This is a genomic window from Halomonas beimenensis (assembly GCF_002549795.1).
Classification (GTDB): domain Bacteria; phylum Pseudomonadota; class Gammaproteobacteria; order Pseudomonadales; family Halomonadaceae; genus Halomonas; species Halomonas beimenensis.
The window spans coordinates 648,696-665,312 of the sequence record NZ_CP021435.1; the positions used below are offsets into that span (position 1 = coordinate 648,696).

A 16,617-nucleotide genomic window follows, 5' to 3' on the forward strand; every position below is an offset into this window, starting at 1 on the left:
TCAGTACCGCATGTCATGCAGAGCATGCCCTAGCGAAGCGAACGTAGTGGGGTCAGTGGGGTTGCCGTGATCGCATCTCGGTGGCGGAACAGCCAAAGTGGCTTCTGAAGGCGCGGCAGAATTGAGCCTGGTCGGAGAATCCCCAACGATAGGCAATCTCGCCGACCGTGATACCGCAGGCCGTATCGCAAAGGTCACGCTTGGCGGCTTCCAGACGCTGCTTACGCGTCCACTCTCCGACGGTGTGCCCGGTTTCAGCGAATAGCTTGTGCAGATAGCGCAAGGAGATGCCACAGCCGTCCGCAACCATCTTTGGGTCTAGGTCAGGATTGCCCAGCTGGCTCGTGATAAAGCGCTCTATGCGCATCAAGTGTGCCGTTCTCAGGTGGGATTGGTCACTGTTCAACACTCGCTCGTCCTGTTCCAGGACCAGGGTGAGCATGCCAAGGGCTTGCTCGAACAATCGATTCTTCTCCACCAGACTGCACTCGTTGGCGCGCTCGGCGCAGATCATCAGGAACTCGACGAAGGCTCGGCCCATGCCTCTCTCGGCGCCGAAACAGTGCTGAGAGTAGCGTTCCGGCCTGCGTACGCGATGTTTCATGGCTTCACTCGGTACCTTGAAGACCCACATGGCATTCGGGTCTTCATAGCCGAAGCGATAGGGAGCATCGCCCTGCTCGACGATGAAATGACCGGGTTGGCAGTGAAGGGTCCGGCCGTGTTGAGCGAAGAAGACGCTGGTTCGCTGGGGGATCGTCACCAGGAAAGAGGACTCACGATCCTGGGCGATCTGCGTTTCACTTCGAGCATACTCGACGCTGTCCGAGCACAGCCTCGATAGCGAGAATTCGCTGCCTTCGGCCCTCCAGACTTTCAGTGACCCATGAAAGTCGGTCTTCTGGTCACCATAATTCAGCGTGAGGGGAAAATAGGTACGAGATATGAGATTCGACCAGCGCTCCCGCGAGGGTGGGCTGTGCCGTTCAATGGTGGTCTTGTTCATGGGGCTGCCCCCGAATCTTGTTGTTGTCTGCTGTGCCGGGTGGGCACGGGGACAACCTCAGTCCCCGTGCATTTCACGCCGGCCGGCTCAAGTCGGCTGGAGAAGGTAGGTGGATGAGCGTGACAGGGTCGCCTGCCAGCCCGGCGGGACCACGATGTTCGTGGTGGCCTCCTCGATCACGGCCGGCCCGACGATCGACTGATCCGGCCCCAGTCCAGCCCCGTCATAAACGTGCGTCGTGACTCGTTCGCCTCGATCATCAAACAGCATGTCACGTTGCCCGATCAGGGAATCCTCCACGGGGCCTTCGGTAGGGGCGAGCTCCGGCATGGACGGAGGCTCCACGTGGCCTACCACGGAACATTCCAGATTGACCAGTTCGATGGCACTTTGTGGCTCGCAGTAGGAGTACAGCGCCTCATGCCGGGAATGGAAGGCCGCCTTCAGGGCTTTCCAGCCGTCGGCATCCAGCTGGCTCGTCTCTTGCTCGACCGTGCACTCGTGGATCTGACCAACATACCGTATCTCGAAGCGATAGTGGCAACTGATCTCCTCTGGAGAGAACCCCTCGGCCATCAACTGAGCGATCCCCTCGTCGCGAAGTTGGCGTAACCGCTGATTGAGCTCCTCACGGTGTGCATCGTCCTCGTCGAGTGGCATGGGCAAGGACGACAGCCGCTCCTGCTGCACATTGGAAATGATCTGGCCGAAGGCGCACAGCCCCGAGGCGACCTTGGGGACCAGCACGCGGTCGATGCCCATTTCCTCGGCCAGGCGGACCAGGTGCATACCCGCCGCGCCGCCCGCTCCGATCAGCGCGAAATCACGAGGATCATAGCCTTTCTCCACCGACACGCGACGTATGCCGTTGACCATATTGAGGTTCACCAGCGTCGAGATGCCGAATGCCGCACGGTCGACGCTGATGCCCAGGGGCTCGGCGACCTTCTCACGGATCGCGTCGATGGCCGCTTGCCGGTCGAGGTGTACGGTACCTCCGAGGACGGCATCGGGGTTCAGGTAGCCCAGTACCAGGTTGGCATCGGTAACGGTGGGTTCCTTTCCCCCCTTGCCGTAGCAGACGGGGCCTGGCGTGGCGCCAGCACTGCGCGGACCGACCTGCAACATGCCCTGCTCGTTGAGGTGGGCAATGGAGCCGCCGCCGGCGCCCAGGGTTTCCACCTGGATCATCGGTACACCGATGCGATAACGAAGGAAGTCCACGTCCTTGCTGAAGTTGGTCTGTCCGCCGCGGGTCAGGGTGATATCGAAGGAGGTTCCTCCCATGTCCACGGTGATCACGTTGTCGATGCCGAAGGGGCGCGCGACGTGAAGGCCGGCCTGGGGGGCCGAGGCGGGGCCTGAGTTGATGGCCGCCACGGCCCGCTCGGACATCATCCGCCCCAGTGCCAGGCCGCCGTTGGACTGGAAGTACTGGACCGGCTGGCGGGCACCCAGCTCCTCGAAGAGGCCGTCGATGCGCGAGACATAGCGTTGCATCACCGGACTGAGGTAGGCATTGACCACCGTGGTGGAGGTACGAGTGTATTCACGTACCTGAGGATGCACCTCGCTGCCAGTACACACGAAGGCGCCGGGCATGCGCTCCCTGACGATCTCGGCGGCGCGAGCCTCATGGGTGGGGTTGGTCACCGACCACAGGAAGGAGACCGCGACGGCCTCGACGCCTTCCTGCTGGAAATAGGTCACCGCCTCATGGATGGCCTGCTCGTCGAGAGACTCATGCTCGGAGCCGTCACGCAGGATGCGTCCACCGATGGGGCGGCGGAGGTGGCGAGGCACCAGCATATGGGCCGCGGGGAACTCGGGGTCATAGCGATAGCCATCCTCCTTGTGGCCGAGGCGAATCTCGAGGCTATCCTCGTGACCGGCCGTGCACAGCAGGCCAACCTTGGCCCCTTGCTTCTCGATCAGTGCATTGAGCGCCACCGTGGTGCCATTGATGCAGAGGTCGGCATTGGCCACGATTTCGGCGGCGGGCTTACCGAGTGCATCGGCGATCTGAGCGAGGCCGGCGCGGATGGCTTTGGTGCCGTCCTCCGGGGTGGAGGGACTCTTGAACAGCTCGATATGGCCTTGGCGGTCGGCGATGATGAAATCGGTGAAGGTACCGCCGGCGTCGATCCCCAGTCGATATGCGTGTCTCATGTTCTGGTCTCCTGGAATCAGCTGGCAAGGCGAAGTTGGTGGGTGGCAGCGTCATCGAGCTTTCCTGCTTCATCGATGACGACGCCGTAGTCGAGCCTTGCCCCTTCCCGGGACACCAGCCCGTTGCGCACATCGTCCAGCACTTCCTCGACGGGACGCGTGAGAGGGTCACCGTATCCCCCACCCCCAGGGTTGATGTTGATCACTCGCTCACCCGGTGCGATCTCGAGCATCGCATTCTGTTCATAGGCGATCTCGCCGCCATCGGCACGCCGATGGATCAAGCGGCCCAGCTTGGGTTTGAGCAAGCCGTTGCGAGCTCCTGCCGCGCCGGCTGTCGCATACTGGCGCCCCTCGCCGAAGGCCACCGCCGTCATCACATGATCCAGGGGCTCGATCTCGAGCCGAGTGCCGGACCCGCCGCGCCGCTGGCCGGCGCCGCCGCTGTCGGTGACCAGGCCGTAGCGATGGATCAGGATGGGGTAGGAGTGTTCCAGCAGTTCGATGTCTCCTGACATCAAGGCGCCGAAAGCGCAGAGGGGGCCGCGAGAATGCCAGCCATCCATGTGACGAGTGGCACCGGCACCGGAGATGATGGAAGCCAGTACCATGGTCACGTACTGGTCATCACCGTGACGGGGATCCAGGCCGGCGATGTTGATCCCGCTGGCATGGCCCCATGAGGCCGTCACCCTCGAGGGAGCCGCCTTCTCGAAGGCCAGTCGGACCGCATCGGTGAGCGTCTCCATGGGGGTCGTCGTGCAATTGGCATGCGGGGCCGGCTCTCTGGCGTTGCACAGGGTGCCTTTCGGCCCCATGTCGACCGAGACGCAGCGATAGAGACCTTCATTGTAGGGCGGGGGGATCTGGGCGAACATCATCAGCCCCAGCAGTACCCCCGACATCGAGTTGCCTTCGTAGGAGTTGATGAAGTAGGGCACTTGGGGCGGGCTTTCGATCCGGATATCGACCTCGTCACCTCGGACCTGGATATGGGCCTGGATCGTCAGGTCGCCGAGGCCGTGCCCCGAGTCTTCCAGCACCGCCGTGCCGGAATAGCTACCGTCTGGTACGTCGTGGATCAGCGAGCGCATCTGACGATCCGCCATGGCCTTGAGTTCGGCGATGGCGGCACGCACGGTCTTCACGCCGTAGCGTTCCAGCAGCCCCAACAGGTGCCGTTCACCCACGCCACAGGCGCCGTACTGCGCGTTGAGGTCACCTTCCTGGCTTTCTCTGGCCCGCATGTTGGTCATCAGCAGGTTGATGACATCTTCGCGTCGCTCGCCCTTTTCCCACAGCTTGACGGGCGGGATTCTCAGCCCCTCGGCATAGATCTCCTTCGCATCGGGGTTGTAGCCGGCGGGTACCGGCCCCCCGATGTCGGTGAGGTGGCCCTTGCAGACCGTCCAGAAGACCAGCTCGCCATCGAAGAACACCGGCTTGTACATGCAGCAATCGATGATATGGCTGCCCTTGTAGGCCGGGTCGTTGTGGTAGATGACGTCGCCCTCGGCGATATCGTCACCGTAGAACCTGGCCACCTCTTTCATGGCTGGGATCAATGAGCCCAGATGGATGGGGATGTCCTGACCCTGAAGGATCATCTCCGGAACGTGATCGAACAGGGCATTGGAATAGTCGTGGGCCAGGTTGAAGACGCTCGAGCGCCCGGTCTTCTCGAGAGTCAGCGTCATCTCTCGCTGAGCGGTTTCCAAGGCGCCCCTGACCACCGCCAGGGTGATGGGATCGACTGTCGACATGATGGACTCCTGATCTGTTGTCATTGTGAGCCGTGCATGGCCTAGGCCATGACTCGACAGTAGCGGCATGCCGGGGGAGGACGATTGTTGCGGAGTGAGCCAGGAGTTGACGCTCCGTGTACTCCTGTTAGAGAAGAGGACACAAGAATGCCGGGAAGGCTCCTCCCGGCATGCTACATGGGGCGCGGGCTGTCAGGAGGATGATGTCAGGCCAGCGATATACCAGCGAGGCTTGGCCCACTTCAGCCCTAGTTCATATAGTCCGTAGGCGAAGAGGAAGGTAGCAGGTGAAGAGAAGCCGCTGATGGCTGGGATGTGCATCGTCAGGATGCCGACCGATGCCGCCCCACACCAGGCCACGAGTCCGCAGGGATTGAAGGCCGGAATATACGCATTGTTCAGTTCCACATGGCCGTGAAACCGAGCTCGGTAGGTTCGCGACAGGATGTGCGACAGGGCTACGCCCACCCATGCCACGACGAAGACACCCTGATAGGCGAGAGCCTGCAGGAGATAGGAGAAGACATCGGCCATCATCAGAAGGTAAGCGATAGCGCCGATCAGGCAACCTGACACGACCTTGGATAGCTTCAGGCCGGTGACCTTCCGGATGAAGGCCTCGAAGTTCACCGTGGCGAGATAGAAGTTCGCAGTGTTGATACGGCTCTGCGTGACCCATACCAGCAGTAAGCCTCCCAGGCCCATCAGTTCGAGAAGTCCCAGCACGATGGAGGCTTCGGATAGTCCGTCGGTGGGGATCATCGCATCGAGCAGGATCCCGACGATGCCACTGAAGAGGAAGGTCATGGCATAGAACGGGATGCCGAAGGTGATGCGGGCATGGAAGCCGGCATCCTCCGGCCGACCGAAGCGAGCATAGTCGAAGGTGAACATCATCAACACCCAGACGCCCATGTAGTAGGCGAAAGTGTGCAACCACCCCCATGGTGAGGCGCCACCCTCCGGTGCTCTCGTCAGCCAGCCACTCGGGTAGCCGAACTCGGCGATCGCCATGCCGACGGCGACCAACATCCCGATCACGTAGATCGGAAGCAGGACGCCATTGAACTTGTCGAGCCAGTGCTGGACGCTACCGAAGATCAGGGCGATCCCGATCACCACGACAATGGCCGTGGACATTGCCATGGTCAGACTGTCACTCCACTCCGATAGGATCAGGGCCATCACATAGCCTTCGAATACCGCATAGTACAGGGCGGTGGCAAAGAAAATCAGAGTGGCCACTACGGCACCGACATGGCCGAAAAGCACCTTCGAGAAAAGCCCAACCGTCAGGCCGGTCTGCATAGAGTAGCGGCTGATGATGCCATTGATCAGACCGTAAGCGATCACGGTAAGCACGATGCCGATAATCGCATTGGTCGTGCCGTACGTTCGCGCCATGGCGGCTGCGACGACCAAGTAAAATATCGCACTGCAGACGGCCCACCAGGCCATCATCAGGTTGGTGCGTGGCATTCGCCCCTCAGCGGGGACGGGCCGCTCAGAGAAGTCGAGGTCCGTGGTGTCGTTGTCTTTTGCGGGTTCCACCATCTCGATGTCCTTTGTTGTGTTTGTCGGCGGGACAGGGCATCTCCACTAACGGCGGCGCCTTCCGGTCGATCGACACCGGCAGTGGCCGCTTTCATGGAACGTGCCGTCTGGCAGTCATCGCTCACTACCATTCGTTCCCACCATACGACCTTGTGGACAGGCGGGTTTGACATCCTGCGTACCCAGGTTTGGCCATGAGTGCATTCCTCTCTGGGGAGTAAGAGAGGTACACGTCGCAAATCCTATTCGCGGAAGGGGTGAGAGGGTCCCAGGCTCCGGGATCCCTGTCATCGACCCCGTCACGCGGCCCTCGCGCCGGGGCGTTTCGTTGGCGCCTCGCCTAGACATTGGTTGTAGACACACTGTGGGTGTGTTGACAAAAATTAAAAATGTCGATATTTTTGAATCATCAACGCTCGACACGATGGAGACCCCGACATGACCGTGCTGACCCGGATTCCCGATACCGCCATGCCGCTGCCCGCCGACATCCAGGGCTTCACCCTGGCGCCGTCCTCCCACTCGCCGCGGCTGCTCGAGATGACCTTCTCCCGCGAGGTGGTCGACGCCTTCCTGGAGGCGGTGGCCGACTGGCCGGTGCAGGCGCTGGAGTACAAGTCCATGCTGCGCTTCCGGGTGGCCAGGATCCTCGATGACCTGTGCGGCAACACCCTGCAGCCGGTGCTGATCAACACCCTGGTGGATCGCGGCACAGGTGGCCTGCAGGTCACGCCAGAGGGCCTCGACGACGTCGAACAGGCCGACGACATGGTCAAGTTCGCCACCGCCGTGGCGCACCTGATGGGGCGTTCCAACTACGACGCCATGAGCGGCCAGTACTATGCGCGTTTCGTGGTCAAGAACGTCGACAATTCCGACAGCTACCTGCGTCAGCCGCACCGCGTCATGGAACTGCACAACGACGGCACCTTCGTCGAGCAGGACACCGACTACGTGCTGATGATGAAGATCGACGAGCAGAACATGGAGGGCGGCAACTCCTTGCTGCTGCACCTGGACGACTGGGAGGACCTGGAGCGCTTCTACCGTCATCCGCTGGCGCGCCGCGAGATGCGCTGGACCGCGCCACCCAGCAAGAACGTCGCCAAGGACGTCTACCATGCGGTGTTCGATGTGGACGCCAGCGGCTTGCCGATCATGTCCTACATCGACCAGTTCGTGCAGCCCAAGGACTTCGAGGAAGGCAACTGGCTGACCGACCTCTCCGAGTCCCTGGAGGGTAGCCCGGCGATCCTCTCGGTGCCGAACCCGGTGGGCAGCTTCCTGCTGATCAACAATCACTTCTGGCTGCATGGCCGGGATCGCTTCAAGTCCCACCCCGACCTGCGCCGCGAGCTGATGCGCCAGCGGGGCTACTTCACCCATGCCAAGACCCTGCGCAACCCGCGCCAGGTCTGAGGCGAAGCGCTCCGACTGACGGGTTACCCTGACGAGGCCACGCCGTGACGACGGCGTGGCCGTCGCATTAGAAGAACGAGGACGGCATGTACGATTTCATCATCATCGGCGGGGGCATCCTGGGCATGTCCACCGCCATGCAGCTCAAGCAGGCCTACCCGGACCGCCGGATGCTGCTGGTGGAGAAGGAGCCGGAAGCGGCCCGCCACCAGACCGGCCACAACAGCGGCGTGATCCATGCCGGCGTCTACTACACCCCGGGCAGCCTCAAGGCCCGCTTCTGCCTCGAGGGCAACCGGGCCACCAAGGCCTTCTGCGACGCCCACGACATTTCCTATGACAGCTGCGGCAAGCTGCTGGTGGCCACCAACGACCTGGAGATGCAGCGCATGAAGGCGCTGTGGGAGCGCACCGCCGCCAACGGCCTGGAGCGCGAGTGGCTCGGCCCAGAGGCCCTGCGCGAGCGTGAGCCCAACATCACCGGCGTCGGCGGCATCTTCGTGCCTTCCAGCGGCATCGTCGACTATGCGGCCGTGACCCGGGCGATGGCCGCCGAGTTCGAGCGGATGGGCGGCGAGATCCGCTACGGCGCCGAGGTCACCGCCCTGGAGGAGCGTCGTCGGGAGGTGGTGGTGACCACCGGTGCCGGCGAGTTCACGGGGCACTATCTGGTGACCTGTTCGGGGCTGATGGCCGATCGGGTGGTGCGCATGCTGGGCCAGGATCCCGGTTTCACCATCTGCCCGTTCCGCGGCGAGTACTATCGGTTGCCGGCCCGGCACAACGACATCGTCAATCACCTGATCTATCCGATCCCGGATCCGTCCATGCCGTTCCTCGGCGTGCATCTGACCCGGATGATCGACGGCTCGGTCACCGTCGGCCCCAACGCCGTGCTGGCCTTCAAGCGCGAGGGCTATCGCAAGCGCGATGTCTCGCCCCGGGATCTGGCGCAGATGCTCACCAACCCCGGCATCCTCAAGGTGCTGGCCCGCAACCTGCGCCCGGGACTGGCCGAGATGAAGAACTCGCTGCACAAGCGGGGGTATCTGGAGCTGGTGCGCAAGTACTGCCCGAGCCTGACCCTGGACGACCTTCAGCCCTACCCGGCCGGGGTGCGAGCCCAGGCGGTGTCCCGGGACGGCAAGCTGGTGGACGACTTCCTGTTCGTCAACACCCCGCGCACCGTCAACGTCGGCAACGCCCCGTCGCCGGCCGCCACCTCGGCGATTCCCATCGGCGCGCACATCGTCGAGAAGGTCAAGCAGCAGGTCGAGGGCTGAGCCTCTTCGGCCGGGGTTTTGCCGAAAGTATTAGGGAATATCGAAATATTGCCTGGCCGTCGGGCCGGGGGCCTGCTAGCGTTTTTCCAGGCGGCCACGGAACACGCTGCCTCACAACGACAAGATGCCATCGATTCGCAACGGAGGAACCTTCATGCGAGCATTCAAGTCGGCCCTGGCAGCCACCCTGCTGGTGGCGGCCCCCGCGGCGCTGGCCCAGCAGCAGCTGTCCATCGCCACCGGCGGCACCGGCGGCACCTACTACCCCTATGGCGGCGGCCTCGCCGAGCTGATCAACGAGCACGTCGAAGGCTATGACGCCGTGGCCGAGGTCACCGGCGCCTCGGTGGAGAACATGGGGCTGGTCTGGCGCGGCGACTCCGACCTGGCCCTGGCCCTCGCCGACACCGTCTACCAGGCCTACAACGGCACCGGGGATTTCGAGGGGCGCCAGCTGGAGAACATCCGCGCCCTGGCCTCCATCTACCCCAACGCCGTGCAGATCGTCACCCTGGCCGATTCCGGCATCGAGTCGCTCTCGGATCTCGAAGGCAAGACCGTCTCGGTGGGGGCGCCCGGCAGCGGCACCGAGCTCAACGCCCGGGCGGTGCTCGAGTCCAACGGCATCACCTATGACGACATCGATGCCCGCCGGCTCAACTTCAACGAGACCGCCGACGCGATTCGCGACGGTGACATCGACGCCGGCTTCTGGAGCGTGGGGCCGCCCACCAGCTCGATCCTCAACCTGGCCACCACCCGCGACATCCGCCTGATCGGCCTGACCGACGAGGAAGTGGCCAACGCCAAGGCCGAGGAGCCGGTGTTCGCCCGCTACTCGCTGCGCGCCGAGCTGTACGAGGGCATGGACGACGCGGTGCAGACCATCGGCATTCCCAACGTGCTGGCGGTCAGCAGCGAGATGGACGAGGAGCTGGCCTATCAGGTCACCAAGACGCTGTTCGAGCAGACCGATCAGTTGATCGCCATCCATCCGGCGGCCAACGACACCACCGTGGAGTTCAGCGTCGAGTCCACGCCCATCGCCTTCCACCCCGGCGCCCTGCGCTACTACGAGGAGGTGGGCGCCGAGATCGCCGACCATCAGCGTCCCTGATGGCCGACGAGGCATCCTACCTCCTGCCGGGGCGGGCCGTCTGGCTCGCCCCCCTGGCGTGCCTGCTCCTGGGACTCGGCCTGCCGGCCCTGGCCGCCTGCCCGAGCCACGAGCTGCGAGTACGTGACGCGGACGGGACGTCGCTGGTGCGCCTGCCGATGCCGGAGGGCGCCGGCTGGTGCCTGGCCTGGAACCACTCGGTGGAAGGCTTTCCCGTTCACGACTGCTACCGCAATCGCGAGGGCCGCATGGTGCTCCAGCGCAGCCATCTGCCGGACTTCGCCGCCGGCCTGGACCACATCCCCGGCCGCGGCCGCCAGGTCTCCGACGGGCGGGGGGGCTACTGGATCGAGGCCATCGACGAGCCGGTGCCCGGCGATCGCTACCGGCTGCGGGTCGGCGCCCCGCGGGTAGATCATCGCCTGGTTCGCCATGGCGAACCGAGCCTCGCGGCCCTGCTGGACGAGGCGAAGGACTGCGGCGCCGGCCGCTACGCCGTGCCCCCCGCGGCCCCGGTATCGGTCAGCCTGAGCGCCCTGGCCGCCGACCGCGCCGTGACCCTGGCCCTCGAGCCCCTGATTCCCTGACGCGCCCGGTGGGCGCCAATCCTGAGAGAGAAGCCATGAGCGAATCGGGCACCTCCCCCATCGTCCCCGGCAGCCAGGCCGACCACCCTCGGTACGTGCTGTGGCTGATCGGCCTGGTGGCCGTCGGGCTGTCGCTGTTCCAGCTGTATTCCGCCGGCATCCAGCCCCTGGGGCTCTTCTATCAGCGCAGCATCCACCTGGCGCTGATCATGATGCTGGCCTTCCTGATGTTCCCGATCTTCGGGCCCGACCGACGGCGCGGCGTGATCGGCGGGCTGCTCGATCTGGTGTTCTTCGCCGGGGCCGTGATCACCGGCGGCTACATGGTGCTCTTCCTCGACGACATCATCGGCCGGGCCGGTTTCTGGAGCCAGACCGACATCGTCGTCGGCTGCATCGCCACCGTCACCGTGCTCGAGGCCAGCCGCCGGGCGGTGGGTCTCGGCATGACCGTGATCGGCGTGCTGGCCATCCTCTACGCCTTCGCCGGCCCGCGCGGCCTGCTGCCCTGGCTGGGCCAGTTCCTGCCGGGCATCCTCGAGCACCGCGGCTACAACCTGGACCGCCTGGTGGGCCAGCTCTACCTGGGCCAGGAGGGCATCTTCGGCCTGCCCATGGGCGTGGCGGCCACCTATATCTTCATCTTCGTGCTGTTCGGTGCCTTCCTCGAGATCACCGGCGCCGGCAAGTTCTTCATCGACCTGGCCTATGCCGCCACCGGACGCCAGCGCGGCGGACCGGCCAAGGCCGCGGTCATCGCCTCCGCCGGCATGGGCTCGATCTCCGGCAGCGCCATCGCCAACGTGGTGACCACCGGCGCCTTCACCATCCCGCTGATGAAGCGCCTGGGCTACAAGCCGCACCAGGCCGGCGGCATCGAGGCGGCGGCGTCCACCGGCGGCCAGATCATGCCGCCGCTGATGGGGGCCGGTGCCTTCCTGATCGCCGAGTACACCCGGATGCCCTACCTGGACGTGGTCAAGGTCAGCATCCTGCCGGCGATCATGTACTTCGGCACCGTCTACCTGTTCGTGCACATCATCGCCTTGAAGCAGGGGATGCAGGGCATGGCCAGGGCCGAGCTGCCCCAGGTGCGCGACGTCATGGGCGAGGGCTGGCACTTCCTGCTGCCGCTGGCCGTGCTGGTGTGGCTGCTGGTGATGAACATGTCGCCGATGCGGGTGGGCTACTACGCCATCCTCACCATGCTGGCGGTGGCGGCGCTGCGCTTCGCGGTGTGGTTCTTCTTCGTGGCCCCCAAGCGTGGCGAGCCGGTGACCGGCCAGGCGCTCTGGCAGGCCATCCTGCACGGGGTGCGCAAGGTCATCGACGGCCTGGAGCTGGGGGCCCGCAATGCCGTGGCGGTGTCCATGGCCTGTGCCGTGGCCGGGATCATCGTCGGGGTGGTGGGCCTGACCGGCCTGGGCCTCAAGTTCTCGGCGATGATGATGGCCTTCTCCGGCGGCAACCTGCTGCTGGCGCTGGTGATGGTGCTGCTGGCCAGCCTGGTGCTGGGCATGGGGCTGCCGGTGACCGCCAGCTACATCGTGCTGATCGTGCTGGTCGGCCCGGCGTTGACCGCCGAGTTCGGGGTGCCGCTGCTGATCGCGCACCTGGTGGTGTTCTGGTACTCCCAGGATTCCAACGTCACCCCGCCCATCGCGCTGGCCGGCTTCGCCGGGGCCGCCATCGCCGGGGCCAAGCCGATGGACACCGGCTTCCAGGCCTGGAAGTTCGCCAAGGGGCTCTACCTCATCCCGCTGTTCATGGTCTTCAACCCGGAGATCATCATGGGCGGGCCCCTGCCGTTGCTGCTCTGGAGTACCCTGACCGCCTTCCTCGCCCTGGGGGCCTTCGCCGCGGCCCTGGAAGGCTATCTGTTCACGCGGATGTCGGCGCCGGTGCGCCTGGTGCTGTTGCCGGCCATCGTCGCGGTCTTCTACCCGAACCTGACGGCGGAGGCGGTCGGGGCGGCGGTGATGGCGCTGGCCCTGGCGGGCAACTGGCTGGCCAGCCGGCGCGAGGCGGCGGTCGCCGGCTGACCGGCCCGACATGCCGAGGCCCCGTCCGAGCTGCCTCGGGCGGGGCCTCATCGCGTCCGGTGGTTGTGGTTCAGGGCGTGGTGGACGCCTGAGCCTCGCCGTCGGGCTCGTCCTCGACGGCTTCCTCTCCCGCCTCGATCACCTCCTGGTCGGCCTCTTCCAGGTCTTCCTGGATCGCGGCGGCCGTCGCCACCGGCTGCAGGGTCAGGGTAACGGGGCCCTGCTCGGCCTCGGGACCTACCTCGACCGGGTGGCGGTCCGGGGTCGTCCAGCGCAGGTTGCCCTCGGCATCGCGAATCTCGGCGTGCAGGTCGTGGGCATGATGGGCCGTCACCTTGTCGGCCGGGTACTCCAGGACGAACTCGACGGGCTCGTTGCCGGTCGCGTCCACGCGGGACACGCTGATGACGGTGGCCGGGGCGTCGGCCAGGGCCACGTCGCGCAGGCTCACCGTGACCTCGGCGTCCTCCGGGAGGGGAGTGTCGGTGGCGGCGAACGCGAGGACACCCTCCAGGGAACGGCTGATCGACTGCTCGGCGTCGATGGCGGTCTCGGCCTGGGTGCCGGCCTCGGCCTGGGCGGCGGACTCGCTATCCTCGGCGTTGTCGCAGCCGGCCAGGGCCAGGCCGGCGGTCAGGGCCGCCGCGATGAACAGATGACGCTTCATGGTCGTTCTCCTTCGGCACGTCGTCCGTGTGGGGGTGAACGGCCACGTCCCTGTCGACCGTTGGCCATGACCCTACCAAGCCAATGCGCAGGAAGGTTGAAACCCCTTGTCGCCCGGCGGCGACGCGCGAGGGGGCGACGAGGGGACGATCGAGGACGTGCAGAAGAGGTAGGCGCGGCGCGGCTCTGCTAGAATAGCGGGCTTCCACTTTCGTCATCTGCCCGCGGGATCGGCCGCGAGGCGACGTCATTGCCCGTTTTCGAGGAGCCCTGGATGCCAGCACCGAAGCAGTCGCCGCGCGTCGGCGTGATCATGGGGTCGAAGTCCGACTGGCCGGTCATGGAGCATGCCGTGACCATGCTCGAGCGCCTGGGGGTGCCCTACGAGACCCGGGTGGTCTCGGCGCACCGCACGCCCGACCTGCTGTTCGACTACGCCAAGTCCGCCGCCGAGCGCGGCCTGCAGGTGATCATCGCCGGTGCCGGCGGTGCCGCCCACCTGCCCGGCATGGTGGCCTCCCAGACGGCCCTGCCGGTGCTCGGCGTGCCGGTGGAGTCCAAGGCCCTCAAGGGCCTGGACTCGCTGCTCTCCATCGTCCAGATGCCCGGGGGCATCGCCGTGGGCACCCTGGCCATCGGCAAGGCCGGGGCCACCAACGCCGGCCTGATGGCCGCGCAGATCGTCGGCCTGCAGGACGCCGACGTGCGCACCGCCGTGGAGGCGTTCCGCGCCGAGCAGACCCGGACGGTGCTGGACAACCCCGATCCGCGTCCCGACGAGTGAGGCAAGCAAGATGAACATCGGCGTACTGGGAGCCGGCCAGCTGGGCCGGATGCTGGCCCTGGCGGGCTATCCGCTGGCCAACCGCTTCACCTTCCTCGACACCACCGGCCATCCCAGCGCCGGCATCGGCGAGGTGATGATCGACACCGACCGGAAGCATCTCGAGACCTTCCTCGAGAAGGTCGACCTGGTCACCTACGAGTTCGAGCACCTGCCGGTCTCGCTGGTCCAGGCCATCGAGGAGCACAAGCCCGTGCACCCCTCCAGCGAGGCGATCCGGGTCTGCCAGAACCGCGCCGAGGAGAAGGCGTTGTTCGATCGCCTGGCCATCCCCACGCCGGCCTATCGGCTGGTGGACAGCGCCGAGGCGCTGGAGGCGGCGGCGCGCGAGCTGGGCACCCCGGTGGTGGCCAAGTCGGTCACCGAGGGCTACGACGGCAAGGGCCAGGCGGTGATCCGGGACCCGGCCGAGGCCTCTGATGCCTGGCGGTCCATCAACCATCCCCGGCTGATCGTCGAGGCCTTCGTCGACTTCGTGCGGGAGGTCTCGATCATCGCCGTGCGCGGCCGCGACGGTGCGGTGGCCTTCTACCCCATGGCCGAGAACGTCCACGTGGACGGCATCCTGCGCTATTCGGTGGCGCCGATGCCCGACCTGGACGACGCCATCCAGCAGACCGCCGACGGCTACATTCGCGCGCTGCTCGACGAGCTGGACTACGTGGGGGTGCTGACCCTGGAGCTCTTCCAGACCCGCGACGGCGGCCTGCTGGCCAACGAGATGGCGCCCCGGGTGCACAACTCCGGCCACTGGACCATGGATGGCGCCGTGACCAGCCAGTTCGAGAACCACCTGCGGGCCATCCAGGGGCTGCCGCTGGGCGACACCGCGGCGCGAGCGCCCACCTGCATGGTCAACGTCATCGGCCGCGAGGGCGAGGCGGCCGACATCCTGGCGATCGAGGACGCCCACCTGCATCGCTACGACAAGGGCGAGCGCCCCGGCCGCAAGCTGGCCCACGTCAACCTGGTGGCGCCGACCGTTGATGCGCTGCTGGAGAAGGTGCGCGCCTGCGCGGCCCTGCTGCCCGACGCTCCGCCGCCCCGCTTCAGCTTCGAGTGACCCCCTCGCGGGCCCCGAACGCAGAAAGCACGAAGGCCGCGCCCACCGGGCGCGGCCTTCGTCGTTCTCCTCTCGCCTATCTCTTCGCTCTTCCCTCTTCACCCCATCAGCAGCAGGCTCGCCAGGCCGCCGCCGACCAGCAGCAGGGTGAACAGCGTCAGCGCGAGGATGAAGGGACGCAGCCCCAGGGAGCGCAGGCGCTCGAGGCGGGTCTCGTAGCCCAGGGCGGCCATGGCCATGGTCAGCGACAGCTGGCCGGCCAGCACCAGGCCGTCGTGGAGCGGGGCGGGCAGGCTGACCAGGCTGTTGAACACCACCATGGCCATGAAGCCGAAGGCGAACCAGGGGATCACCAGGCCGCCGCGGGCGCCATCCGCGCTGGCGCCGGCCTGCTGGCGCATCCACCACTGGCCGACGATCAGCAGGAAGGGCACCAGCAGCATGACGCGGACCAGCTTGACGATCACCGCGTTGGCCAGGGCGTCGGGACCCACGGCCTCGCCGGCGGCCACCACCTGGGCGACCTCGTGGACGGTGGCGCCGATGTAGACCCCGTAGAGGCCTTCCTCCATGCCCAGCAGCGGGTAGAGCAGGGGATAGACCAGCATCGCCAGGGAGCCGAACAGCACCACCGTGGCCACGGCCATGGAGGTGGCGGCGGGGCGCGAGCGGATGGTGGACTCGGTGGCCAGCACCGCCGCGGCCCCGCAGATGGCGCTGCCGGCGCTGGTCAGCAGGGTGGTCTCGCGGTCCATGCCCAGCAGCCGGGTGCCGACGAAGTAGCCGGTGACCAGCACGGCGGTGATGACCAGGGCGTCCAGCAGCAGCACCCGGGGGCCCAGGGCGGCGACCTGCTGGAGGGTCAGCGAGAGGCCGAACAGGACGATGCCGGTGCGCAGCAGCCGGCTGGTGGCGAACTTCAGGCCCGGGGCGGTGCGGTGGAACCACCGGGTCACCGGGGTGTTCCCTACCACGATGCCCAGCAGCAGCGCCACGACCAGGGGGCTCACGCCGCTGTCGGCGAGCGCCGGCAGCCGGGCCAGGCCGACGCGGCCGGCGGTGAGGGCGGTGCAGATCATCAGGCCTTGCCACATGACGCTGTCC

13 protein-coding genes are annotated in these 16,617 nt (G+C 65.9%); 7 read left to right on the forward strand and 6 right to left on the reverse strand.

Going from position 1 to position 16,617, the window contains the following annotated elements; translation table 11 throughout:
* Positions 1-52: 52 nt before the first annotated feature.
* The 4 genes from BEI_RS03055 to BEI_RS03070 all read right to left on the reverse strand — a co-directional run bounded on the left by BEI_RS03055 (position 53) and on the right by BEI_RS03070 (position 6,492).
* Positions 53-1,006: an AraC family transcriptional regulator gene (locus BEI_RS03055; RefSeq protein ID WP_097788127.1), complete on the reverse strand. Its 954-nt coding sequence runs from the start codon at positions 1,004-1,006 to the stop codon at positions 53-55.
* An 87-nt stretch (positions 1,007-1,093) separates the two neighbouring features.
* Positions 1,094-3,175, reverse strand: coding sequence for a caprolactamase subunit alpha (gene capA, locus BEI_RS03060; protein ID WP_097788128.1), 2,082 nt, complete (start codon positions 3,173-3,175; stop codon positions 1,094-1,096).
* A gap of 17 nt (positions 3,176-3,192) precedes the next feature.
* Positions 3,193-5,007 (reverse strand): caprolactamase subunit beta, encoded by a 1,815-nt coding sequence (capB, locus tag BEI_RS03065; RefSeq protein ID WP_227644553.1) that lies wholly within the window; start codon positions 5,005-5,007, stop codon positions 3,193-3,195.
* Positions 5,008-5,130: 123 nt separating this feature from the next.
* Entirely contained in the window at positions 5,131-6,492 is a 1,362-nt protein-coding gene (locus tag BEI_RS03070) for a purine-cytosine permease family protein (RefSeq protein WP_097788130.1), read from the reverse strand.
* Between the two features lie 438 nt (positions 6,493-6,930).
* On the opposite strand from BEI_RS03070, the gene glaH reads away from it, so the two are divergent.
* From glaH to BEI_RS03095, 5 genes are all read left to right on the forward strand, one after another.
* A complete protein-coding gene (gene glaH / locus BEI_RS03075; protein ID WP_097788131.1) occupies positions 6,931-7,911 on the forward strand; it encodes a glutarate dioxygenase GlaH in 981 nt (326 codons plus the stop codon).
* 86 nt (positions 7,912-7,997) lie between these two features.
* Positions 7,998-9,194 carry an L-2-hydroxyglutarate oxidase gene (lhgO, locus tag BEI_RS03080; protein ID WP_097788132.1) on the forward strand — a complete coding sequence of 399 codons (1,197 nt, stop codon included), beginning with the start codon at positions 7,998-8,000 and terminating at the stop codon, positions 9,192-9,194.
* 154 nt (positions 9,195-9,348) lie between these two features.
* Positions 9,349-10,311 carry a TAXI family TRAP transporter solute-binding subunit gene (locus BEI_RS03085; protein WP_097788133.1) on the forward strand — a complete coding sequence of 321 codons (963 nt, stop codon included), beginning with the start codon at positions 9,349-9,351 and terminating at the stop codon, positions 10,309-10,311.
* Positions 10,311-10,898 (forward strand): DUF1850 domain-containing protein, encoded by a 588-nt coding sequence (locus tag BEI_RS03090; RefSeq protein WP_097788134.1) that lies wholly within the window; start codon positions 10,311-10,313, stop codon positions 10,896-10,898. The genes BEI_RS03085 and BEI_RS03090 overlap by 1 nt, the downstream gene beginning before the upstream one ends.
* 35 nt (positions 10,899-10,933) lie before the next feature.
* A complete protein-coding gene (locus tag BEI_RS03095; RefSeq protein WP_097788135.1) occupies positions 10,934-12,940 on the forward strand; it encodes a TRAP transporter permease in 2,007 nt (668 codons plus the stop codon).
* 70 nt (positions 12,941-13,010) lie between these two features.
* Here BEI_RS03095 and BEI_RS03100 read toward each other — a convergent pair whose 3' ends face one another.
* Complete coding sequence (locus tag BEI_RS03100; protein WP_097788136.1) at positions 13,011-13,607, reverse strand: YbaY family lipoprotein; 597 nt, start codon at positions 13,605-13,607, stop codon at positions 13,011-13,013.
* 273 nt (positions 13,608-13,880) lie between these two features.
* Here BEI_RS03100 and purE point away from each other — a divergent pair, with 273 nt between their 5' ends.
* Together purE and BEI_RS03110 are read left to right on the forward strand one after the other, a co-directional pair.
* The gene (gene purE / locus BEI_RS03105; protein ID WP_097788137.1) at positions 13,881-14,390 is read left to right on the forward strand and encodes a 5-(carboxyamino)imidazole ribonucleotide mutase; all 510 of its coding nucleotides are present in this window, start codon (positions 13,881-13,883) and stop codon (positions 14,388-14,390) included.
* A gap of 10 nt (positions 14,391-14,400) precedes the next feature.
* Complete coding sequence (locus BEI_RS03110; protein WP_097788138.1) at positions 14,401-15,513, forward strand: 5-(carboxyamino)imidazole ribonucleotide synthase; 1,113 nt, start codon at positions 14,401-14,403, stop codon at positions 15,511-15,513.
* A gap of 98 nt (positions 15,514-15,611) precedes the next feature.
* Here BEI_RS03110 and BEI_RS03115 read toward each other — a convergent pair whose 3' ends face one another.
* Positions 15,612-16,607: a YeiH family protein gene (locus BEI_RS03115; protein ID WP_097788139.1), complete on the reverse strand. Its 996-nt coding sequence runs from the start codon at positions 16,605-16,607 to the stop codon at positions 15,612-15,614.
* Between the last annotated feature and the right edge of the window lie 10 nt (positions 16,608-16,617).